General features: G+C 67.8%; 12 protein-coding genes. All 12 read right to left on the minus strand.

Annotation, left to right across the window (positions count from 1 at the left end; translation table 11 throughout):
• Positions 1-62: 62 nt before the first annotated feature.
• The 12 genes from tatC to ACT6Y9_RS06535 all read right to left on the minus strand — a co-directional run bounded on the left by tatC (position 63) and on the right by ACT6Y9_RS06535 (position 8,068).
• On the minus strand, positions 63-863 hold the full coding sequence (tatC, locus tag ACT6Y9_RS06480; RefSeq protein ID WP_295478677.1) for a twin-arginine translocase subunit TatC: 801 nt from the start codon (positions 861-863) through the stop codon (positions 63-65).
• 13 nt (positions 864-876) lie between these two features.
• Positions 877-1,518 carry a Sec-independent protein translocase protein TatB gene (tatB, locus tag ACT6Y9_RS06485; protein ID WP_443743922.1) on the minus strand — a complete coding sequence of 214 codons (642 nt, stop codon included), beginning with the start codon at positions 1,516-1,518 and terminating at the stop codon, positions 877-879.
• 168 nt (positions 1,519-1,686) lie between these two features.
• Positions 1,687-1,923, minus strand: a complete 237-nt coding sequence (gene tatA, locus ACT6Y9_RS06490; protein ID WP_295478671.1) for a Sec-independent protein translocase subunit TatA — start codon at positions 1,921-1,923, stop codon at positions 1,687-1,689.
• A 15-nt stretch (positions 1,924-1,938) separates the two neighbouring features.
• Positions 1,939-2,286: a histidine triad nucleotide-binding protein gene (locus ACT6Y9_RS06495; protein ID WP_443743923.1), complete on the minus strand. Its 348-nt coding sequence runs from the start codon at positions 2,284-2,286 to the stop codon at positions 1,939-1,941.
• A 168-nt stretch (positions 2,287-2,454) separates the two neighbouring features.
• On the minus strand, positions 2,455-3,708 hold the full coding sequence (murA, locus tag ACT6Y9_RS06500; RefSeq protein ID WP_443743924.1) for a UDP-N-acetylglucosamine 1-carboxyvinyltransferase: 1,254 nt from the start codon (positions 3,706-3,708) through the stop codon (positions 2,455-2,457).
• Between the two features lie 57 nt (positions 3,709-3,765).
• The gene (locus ACT6Y9_RS06505; protein WP_443743925.1) at positions 3,766-4,023 is read right to left on the minus strand and encodes an STAS domain-containing protein; all 258 of its coding nucleotides are present in this window, start codon (positions 4,021-4,023) and stop codon (positions 3,766-3,768) included.
• Positions 4,020-4,691 carry an MlaC/ttg2D family ABC transporter substrate-binding protein gene (locus ACT6Y9_RS06510; RefSeq protein WP_443743926.1) on the minus strand — a complete coding sequence of 224 codons (672 nt, stop codon included), beginning with the start codon at positions 4,689-4,691 and terminating at the stop codon, positions 4,020-4,022. The genes ACT6Y9_RS06505 and ACT6Y9_RS06510 overlap by 4 nt, the downstream gene beginning before the upstream one ends.
• A 32-nt stretch (positions 4,692-4,723) precedes the next feature.
• Positions 4,724-5,482, minus strand: a complete 759-nt coding sequence (locus ACT6Y9_RS06515) for an MlaA family lipoprotein (RefSeq protein ID WP_295478657.1) — start codon at positions 5,480-5,482, stop codon at positions 4,724-4,726.
• Positions 5,482-5,952 carry an outer membrane lipid asymmetry maintenance protein MlaD gene (gene mlaD, locus ACT6Y9_RS06520; RefSeq protein WP_443743927.1) on the minus strand — a complete coding sequence of 157 codons (471 nt, stop codon included), beginning with the start codon at positions 5,950-5,952 and terminating at the stop codon, positions 5,482-5,484. The genes ACT6Y9_RS06515 and mlaD overlap by 1 nt, the downstream gene beginning before the upstream one ends.
• A 25-nt stretch (positions 5,953-5,977) precedes the next feature.
• Positions 5,978-6,757 (minus strand): lipid asymmetry maintenance ABC transporter permease subunit MlaE, encoded by a 780-nt coding sequence (gene mlaE / locus ACT6Y9_RS06525; protein WP_295478652.1) that lies wholly within the window; start codon positions 6,755-6,757, stop codon positions 5,978-5,980.
• Positions 6,757-7,569 (minus strand): ABC transporter ATP-binding protein, encoded by an 813-nt coding sequence (locus ACT6Y9_RS06530; RefSeq protein WP_295478649.1) that lies wholly within the window; start codon positions 7,567-7,569, stop codon positions 6,757-6,759. Before ACT6Y9_RS06530 ends, mlaE begins: the two co-directional genes overlap by 1 nt.
• A gap of 4 nt (positions 7,570-7,573) precedes the next feature.
• Positions 7,574-8,068, minus strand: coding sequence for an acyl-CoA thioesterase (locus tag ACT6Y9_RS06535; RefSeq protein ID WP_443743928.1), 495 nt, complete (start codon positions 8,066-8,068; stop codon positions 7,574-7,576).
• Positions 8,069-8,289 lie beyond the last annotated feature (221 nt).

Consider the following 8,289-nt stretch of genomic DNA (forward strand, 5'->3'; position numbering starts at 1 on the left):
GCGCACCTCCGAGAGGGCGCGGCCCCGCGTCTTTCAATGGGGATCCGTTCGCAAGAGGAGCGCTACTCCTCCTCCTTCTGCTTCTCCTCCTGCATCTCCTCGACCTCCTCGTCGGAGCGGCCCACGAGCTGCACGCACCAGATCCCCACCTGGTAGAGGATCACGAGCGGGAGCGCGAGCAGGATCTGTGAGAGCGCGTCGGGCGGCGTGAAGATGGCGGCGATCACGAAGGCGCCGACGATCACGTAGGGACGCGCCTTCTTGAGCTTCGAGCAGGTCGCGAAGCCCACGCGGTTGAGCACCACGACGAAGATGGGCACCTCAAACGTGAGGCCGAAGGCGAGGAACATCGTGAGCACGAAGCTGAAGTACGAGTCGATGTCCGGGGCGAAGTTCACCGAGTCGGGCGAGAAGCCGGCGATGAACTGGAAGACCATGCGGAAGACGATGAAGTAGCAGTACGCCATGCCGATCGCGAACATCACGATCGAGGAGATGAGCACCGGGAGCGCAAGCCGCTTCTCGCTGCGGTAGAGCGCCGGCGCGACGTACGCCCAGATCTGGTAGAGCACGATCGGCAGAGCGATCAGGAAGGAGACGAAGAGCGTCACCTTGAGCGGCACGAAGAAGGGCGCCACGACGCCCGTCGCGAGAAGCTTCGCGCCCTGCGGCAGCGCCACCATGAGCGGCTGCGACAGGTAGTCGAAGATCTGCTTCATGAAGGGCGAGAGGCAGGCGAACACCACGACGATCGCGATCACGGCCTTCATCAGACGGTTGCGCAGCTCGATGAGGTGCGCGACGAGCGGCTGCTCGTTGGCGGGATCGTCGGGCGCTTCAAGCTCCGGCTTGGGATCAGTCATTTTTGCTCAATCCTCAACGGTAAATGCGGGTGCGCGCGGTCTTCGCGCGGGGCGCGAGCGCGCGGCGGCGGCCTGCGGCGCCGCCGAGATTCGCCTCGCGCATACCGAGTTCGCGGCGCATGCGCTCGAGCTCCGCGGCGAGGTCGTCCACGGAGGGACCCGAGTGGTAGCGCTTGGCGAAGGTCTTCGGCTCGTTCCAGGCGTACTGCGGCGTCATGATCTCATCGTCCGTGTTGGCGTCGCCCCAGCCGTAGACCTCGGAGATGTCCTCCGAGCTCGCCGTGACGGGACCCATCGAAGCGGCGTCGGACGCGCCCGCGGCCTTCTTGGCGGACTCGAACCCCGCTTCGGCTTCGCGGCCCGCGGCCTCGACCTCACCCGCGGCGCTCTTCACGGAGGACTCGATGCTCGAGGCTTGTTTTTCAACGGAGCTCTTCACGTCCTGAGCGAGGTTCTTCGCCTCCTCCTGGATGCGCTTCAACTCCGAGAGCTCCGTCTCGCGGTCGATGTCGGACTTCACCTGCGCGACGAAGCGCTGGGCCTTGCCGATCCACTCGCCGCTCTTGCGCGCGACGACGGGAAGCCGTTCGGGGCCGAGCACGACGAGCGCGACGACGCCGACGATCACCATTTCGCTGAAACCGAAATCAAACATGACGTCTCTTCACTGCAAAAGGCCGCGGTCAGCCTCATGTCGGGCTGCCGCGGTCTATTTAAGCGACAGGCCGCCCGCAGGGCGGGGGCGCAGGGCGCCGTCGCCGGGGAGGGCGGCTGCGGGGAGGAGCCGGGCGGATGCGCCCGCGCTCCGCGCCCTCAAGGCGCATCAGGCCTTGGGCTTTTCCTTGGCTTCGACGTCGATCGTCTCGGACTGCTTGGTGGCGGTCTGCTGCGGCAGCTCCTTGGGATCGGCGGGTTTGTCCTCGGCATCCTTCATGCCTTCCTTGAAGCCCTTGATGGCGCCGCCGAGATCCTTGCCCATGTTCTTCAGCTTGCCCGTGCCGAACACGAGGACGACGATGGCGAGGACGATCAGCCAGTGCCAGACGGAGAGGGAACCCATTTTTGTACTCCTAGATCAGAATTCAGTGGTGCGCTTCCAGGGGCGGGGGCCGCCGAGGACGTGCACGTGCAGATGCGGAACTTCCTGACCGCCGTCGCGGCCGGTGTTGATCACGACGCGGAAGCCGTTTTCACAGCCCTGCTCCTTGGCAAGCCTGCGCGTGAGGCCGAGCATTTTACCCAAAAGCGGTTCGTCGCCCGCCTCGGCCGTGGCGAGAGAAGTGATGTGGCGCTTCGGCACGATCAGAAAGTGCACCGGAGCTTGGGGATGGATGTCCTTGAAGGCGACGACGTCGTCGTCCTCATAGATCTTGGCCGAGGGAATCTCGCCCGCGGCGATCTTGCAGAAGATGCAGTCAGACATGTTTTGCGTTTTCCTGACGGAGGGCGCGCCCTGGAAGAGAGCCGCCCGCCCGTAATTGAATCCTTTGAGGCGGAGCTCCGGACCGAGGGGCCGGAAGCTCCATTCGACATATTGGCTGATCGGGCGCCGCGCGGTCAACCTGGCCGAAGGTCGAGGTTCACCCCGTCCTCAGCCGCGCACGCGCTCGACGTCGGCGCCGAGGACGCGCAGCTTCTCCTCCATGCGCTCGTAGCCGCGGTCGAGGTGGTAGAGCCGGTCCACCGTGCTCTCGCCCTGCGCGGCGAGCGCCGCAATGACGAGCGAGGCGGAGGCGCGCAGATCGGTCGCCATCACGTCGGCCCCTTCGAGCGTCTCGACGCCCGTGACCACGGCCGTGTTGCCGTTGACGCGGATCTTTGCGCCCATGCGGGCGAGTTCGGGAACGTGCATGAAGCGGTTCTCGAAGATCGTCTCGGTGATCTCCGAGGCGCCGTCGGCCAGGGCCGCCACGGCCATGAACTGCGCCTGCATGTCGGTCGGGAACCCCGGGTGCGGCGTGGTGCGGATCTTCACCGGGTGCGGACGCCCCGACATCGAGAGGCGGATCCAGTCGCCGCCCTGTTCGAGTCCGGCGCCCATTTCGGCGAGCTTGGCCGTCACGGCCTCGAGGTCGTGCGGGACGCAGCCGCGCACGAGCACGTCGCCGCGGGTCGCCGCGGCCGCGCAGAGGTAGCTGCCCGCCTCGATGCGGTCGGCGATCACGCGGTGCTCCGCGCCGTGCAGCGTCTCAACGCCGTCGATCACGATCGTCGGGGTCCCGGCGCCCGAAATGCGCGCGCCCATGGCGTTGAGGCACTCGGCGAGGTCGGAGACCTCGGGTTCGCGCGCGGCGTTCTCGATGACGGTGCGGCCCTCGGCGAGCACCGCGGCCATCATCAGGTTCTCCGTGCCGGTGACGGTCACCATGTCGGTGACGATGCGCGCGCCCTTGAGGCGGGACGCCTGCGCGTCCACGTAGCCGTGGTCGATCTCGACCTTCGCGCCGAGGGCGCGCAGCCCCTTGATGTGCTGGTCCACCGGACGCGCACCGATGGCGCACCCTCCGGGCAGGCTCACGCGGGCCGAGCCGAAGCGCGCCGCGAGCGGGCAGAGCGTGAGGATCGAGGCGCGCATCGTCTTCACGAGCTCATAGGGCGCGACCGTGCTCGTGAGCGCCCCGGCGTTGAGCGTCACCTCGTGGCCGCGCCGCTCGACCTTGACGCCCATGCCTTCGAGGAGCCGGAGCATCGTGCGCACGTCGGCGAGGTCGGGGACGTTCGAGAGCTTCAGGTCCCGCGCCGTAAGGAGCGACGCGCAGAGAATGGGGAGCGCGGCGTTCTTCGCGCCGCTCACGCGGACTTCGCCGACGAGCCGGCGGCCGCCGCGGATCTTGAGTTTTTCCATTGGAGAAGGAACCGTGTTCGTATGTGATGTTGTCTCGCGCAGAACCCCGTCGGCCCGTCAGAGGCCGAGCAGCGGCTCGACGCCGTAGAGGCGCGCAAGCGTCCGGAGGTTTTCCGGGAGGCCGACGATGCGGCACTCGAGGCCGCGCGCGAGGGCGCGCCGCTCTGCGGCGAGCAGCACCGAGAGCGCGGCGCTGTCGGCGCTCTTCACGCCCGAGAGGTCCACGACCCCATCGCCCGCGTCGATCGCGGCGATGACGGCCGCCTTCACCCGGCGGGCGTTCTCAAAGTCGATGCGTTCCTCGGCGGTCTTCACTTCTGCGCCTCGTTCTTCGCCTTCACTTCGCGGGCGAGCTCCTCACCCTTTTCGTTGAAGAGGCGGATGAGCCCGTCGACGCCGTCCTGCGAGAGCACGGCGGCGAACTGCGAGCGGTAGTTCTCCACCATCCAGATGCCCTCGATGTTGACGTCCACCACCTTCCAGGCGCCCGCCTTGTTGCGGTAGATGCGATAGTCGAGCGCGATCGGGTTGGCCGAGGCCGAGGTGAGGAGCGTGCGGATCACCATTTCGTCGCGCACGGTCTTCACGCGCGTCGGGCGCAGCTCGCACTTCTGGTCCTTCACGGCCGAGAGGCCGCCCGCGTAGACGCGCATCAGCAGCAGCTCGAACCCGTCCTGCAGGGCGCGGCGCTGTTCGGGCGTCGCCTGGCGCCACTTCGGACCCACCGTCATGCGGGTCATCATCGTGAAGTCCGTCGCGGGCATGATCACCGCGTCGACGAGCCGACGCAGGCTCTCGAGGTCGCCCGACTTGAGCGACTCGCTGCCGCGGATGCGCTCGAGTACGGCGTTGGAGAGGTCCACCACGAAGGCGAACGGATCGCCCTTGTCGTCGTAGGGGAGCGACTCGGCGAAGGCGGCGGTGGGAAGCGCCGCGCCGGCGGCGAGAAGAAGCGAGCCCGTCAGAAGCGTTCTGCGCTGCATGAATGTGTCTCCTTGAGGAAGTGTCCGGCCGCTCATTCGTCGTCGCCGAAGTCGAGCGGCGTGAGCGTCTTGAGTTCGGCTTCGGCGTCGGGCGCACGGCCGTCGAGGACGGCGCGTTCGCGCGCGCCGAGGTAGGCGTCGCGCACCGCGGCGTATTCATCCACGGTCGAGGCGCGCATCGCCTCGAGGGGCAGGAGCCGCGCGCGCGCGTCGATGCCGTCCACGAGCCAGAGCGACGCGCCCCAGTACCAGTCCTCATCCCAGAGGGCGTAGGTGGTCGGATTGGTCGCCCAACCGACGGGGTGGCGCAGCCAGTCGCGCGTCGACGAGGGGCCGAGGATCGGGAGCACCAGGTACGAGCCCTGGCCGACGCCCCAGACGCCAAGCGTCTGCCCGAAGTCCTCGGGCTTCTCCTCAAGTCCGATTTCGCCCGCGACGTCGAAGAGCCCCGCGACGCCGAAGGTGGAGTTGACGAGGAAGCGCAAGAAGCTGCCGATGCCGTCGTTCACCTTCCCCTGAAGGATGTTGTTGACGCCGTTGCCCGGGTCGCCGAGGTTGTCCATGGCGTTCGAGACGCCCGTGCGGACGAGTTCGGGCGTCCACTCGACGTAGGCGCGCGCGACGGGCTTGGCGACCGCGCGGTCGAGCGCGTCGTTGAAGGCGTAGACGTTGCGGTTGAAGGCCTCGTAGGGGTCCGCGGGATTCTCGCCCGCATTGGGCGGCACCTCCGCGCAGCCCGCGAGCAGAAGGGCCGAGGCGGCCGCGCCGAGCATGAGGGATCGTTTCATCATTACTTGCCTCCGTCCTCGGCCTTGGAGTAGAGGAACTGGCTGATCAGGTTTTCGAGCACGACGGCGCTCTGGGTGCGCCTGATGCGGGAGCCCTCCTTGAGGTTCTCCTCGTCCGCGCCCGCCTCGATGCCGACGTACTGCTCGCCCAAGAGCCCCGCCGTGAGGATCTTCGCGGAGCTGTCGTCCGGGAAGGGATAGCGCGCGTCCATGTCCATCGTGACGCGCGCCTGGAAGGTCTGGGGGTCGAAGGCGACCGAGCGCACGCGCCCGACCACCACGCCCGCGCTCTTCACGGCCGCGCGGGGCTTGAGGCCGCCGATGTTGTCGAAGTCCGCCGTGACCGCGTAGGTCTTGTTGCCGAAGGAGAAGCTCCCGAGGTTCGCGGCCTGAAGCGCCATGAAGAGCGCCGCGAGGAAGCCGAGCACCAGAAAGAGCCCGACCATGATTTCAAGTGAGCGATTGTTCTGCATGTCTGAAGCTCAAAATTTACGTGTGTCAAACCGAGGTGAACATCCAGGCCGTCATGATGAAGTCGAGCCCGAGGACGAGAAGGGAGGAGACGACCACCGTCGTGGTCGTGGCGCGCGCGACGCCGTCGGGGGTCGGACGCGAGGCGTAGCCCTGGTAGAGCGCGACGAGCGTCACGGCCACGCCGAAGACCACGCTCTTCACGAAGCCGTTCATGACGTCGTGGAAGATGTCGACGGCCGCCTGCATCTGCGACCAGAACGCGCCCGCGTCGGTGCCGATGAGTCCGACGCCGACGATCCAGGCGCCGATGATGCCCACGGCCGAGAAGATGAGCGCGAGGACCGGCATGGCGATGAAGCCGCCGATGAAGCGCGGCGCGAGGACGCGGCGGAAGGGATCCACGCCCATCATCTCCATGGCCGCGAGCTGCTCGCCCGAGCGCATCAGGCCGATCTCGGCCGTGAGCGCCGTGCCGGCGCGTCCGGCGAAGAGGAGCGCCGTGACGACGGGGCCGAGCTCGCGCACGAGCGACATCGCGACCAGGACGCCCAGGGCCTCCTCGCTGCCGTAGCTCACGAGCACGTAGTAGCCCTGCAGCCCGAGCACGAACCCAACGAAGAGGCCCGAGACGCCGATGATGAGGAGCGAATAGTTGCCAATGAAGTGGATCTGCTGGCAGACGGTGCGCAGCCCCGCGCCCGGCAGGCGCGAGAGCACTTGGCCCGAGAAGATGCCGAAACGGCCGACCGAGGCGAAGAGCCCGAGCACGAAACCGCCGATTTTTGCAAGAAGGTTCGAGAGCATCACCTGTCTCCCTGCCGCGCGCCGAAGCCGAGGTCCTTCGCGTAGTCGGGCGCCGGGTACTGGAAGCGCACCGGCCCGTCGGGGAGCCCCCCGACGAACTGGCGCACAAAGGGATCGTCCGAGGCGCGCATCTGCGCGGGCGTGCCTTCGGCCGCGACGCGCGCGTCCGAGATCATGTAGACGTAGTCGGCGATGTCGAAGGTCTCCGCGACGTCGTGCGTGACGATGAGCGACGTGGCGCCGAGCGCCTTGCTCAGGCTGCGGATGAGCCGCGCCGTAACGCCCATGGAGATGGGGTCGAGCCCGGCGAAGGGCTCGTCGTAGAGGATGAGCGCGGGGTCGAGCGCGATCGTGCGCGCGAGCGCCACGCGCCGCGCCATGCCGCCGGAAATCTCCGAGGGCATGAGGTTCGCCGCGCCGCGCAGCCCCACCGCATTGAGCTTCATGAGCACGAGGTCGCGCACCGTCTCCTCGTCGAGGTCGGTCTGCTCGCGGATGGGAAAGGCCACGTTGTCGAAGACCGAGAGGTCGGTGAAGAGCGCGCCGAACTGAAAGAGCATCCCCATGCGGCGGCGGATGCGGTAGAGCCCCCGGCGGTCCGACGGGTCGAGCTTCTCGCCGCCGACGCGGATCTCGCCCGCGTCGGGCGTGAGGAGCCCGCCGATGAGCTTGAGGAGCGTCGTCTTGCCCATTCCGGAGCCGCCCATGATCGCGACGACCTTGCCCGCGCCGAAGCTCATCGAGACGTCGTGCAGGATGCGGCGCTGGCCGTAGCCGAAGGTGAGCCCCTTGATCGAAAGATATTCCTGCATCGCCTTATTCCTCTCCCTTGAGGAGCGCCGCGCCGGGCGAGAAGCGCACGGGGCGCCCCGCGCCGAGACGCTTGAGCTCCGGGTCCGCGGGAGCGACGAGCACGGCGAGGACCTCCTCGCTCGGGTGGATGAGGGTCGGGCGTCCCGTGGCGCGGTCGAGGTAGACCCACTCGGTCGCGCCGACGGCGACGGGGAGCCCGCCGCGCACGACGGCGTAGCGGCGCAGGCTCGTCGGGCCGTAGATGCTCTGGATCCACGTGTAGACGTCGAGTTGGTCGCCCGCAAAGCAGGGCTTCAGGTATTCGATCCAGTGCTCGCGCGCCACCCAGGCGCGCCCCTGCTCGACGAGGCTCGACACGCCCCAGCCGAGCTTCTCGGCGTGGTTGATCGCGGCGAGCTCCATCCAGCGCAGGTACTCACGGTTGTTGACGTGCTCCTGGATGTCGATCGATTCCGGACCGACGCGGACGACTTCGTGATGGATGCGTTCTAAGGGCATGGCGGTTTGAACGAACGTTCACTGCGCGCGGCGGAAAAAGCCCGGGACGGGCTCCTGAAGAAGGGCTCGAGTCTTCCGGGCGCAGGGAATGAAAGGGCTTCACATTCTACGTCACCCGCCCCGGCGGGCGCCGCGGCGCGCACGCGGATCCCTGCGGAGAAGCCTGGAAAAACTGCAAGGGCTTGTTGCGGGGCGCGCCCGCCGGCCCCGCCCCGGCGGGC

It is taken from the genome of Sutterella sp. (genome assembly GCF_052272535.1).
Lineage (GTDB): Bacteria > Pseudomonadota > Gammaproteobacteria > Burkholderiales > Burkholderiaceae_F > Sutterella.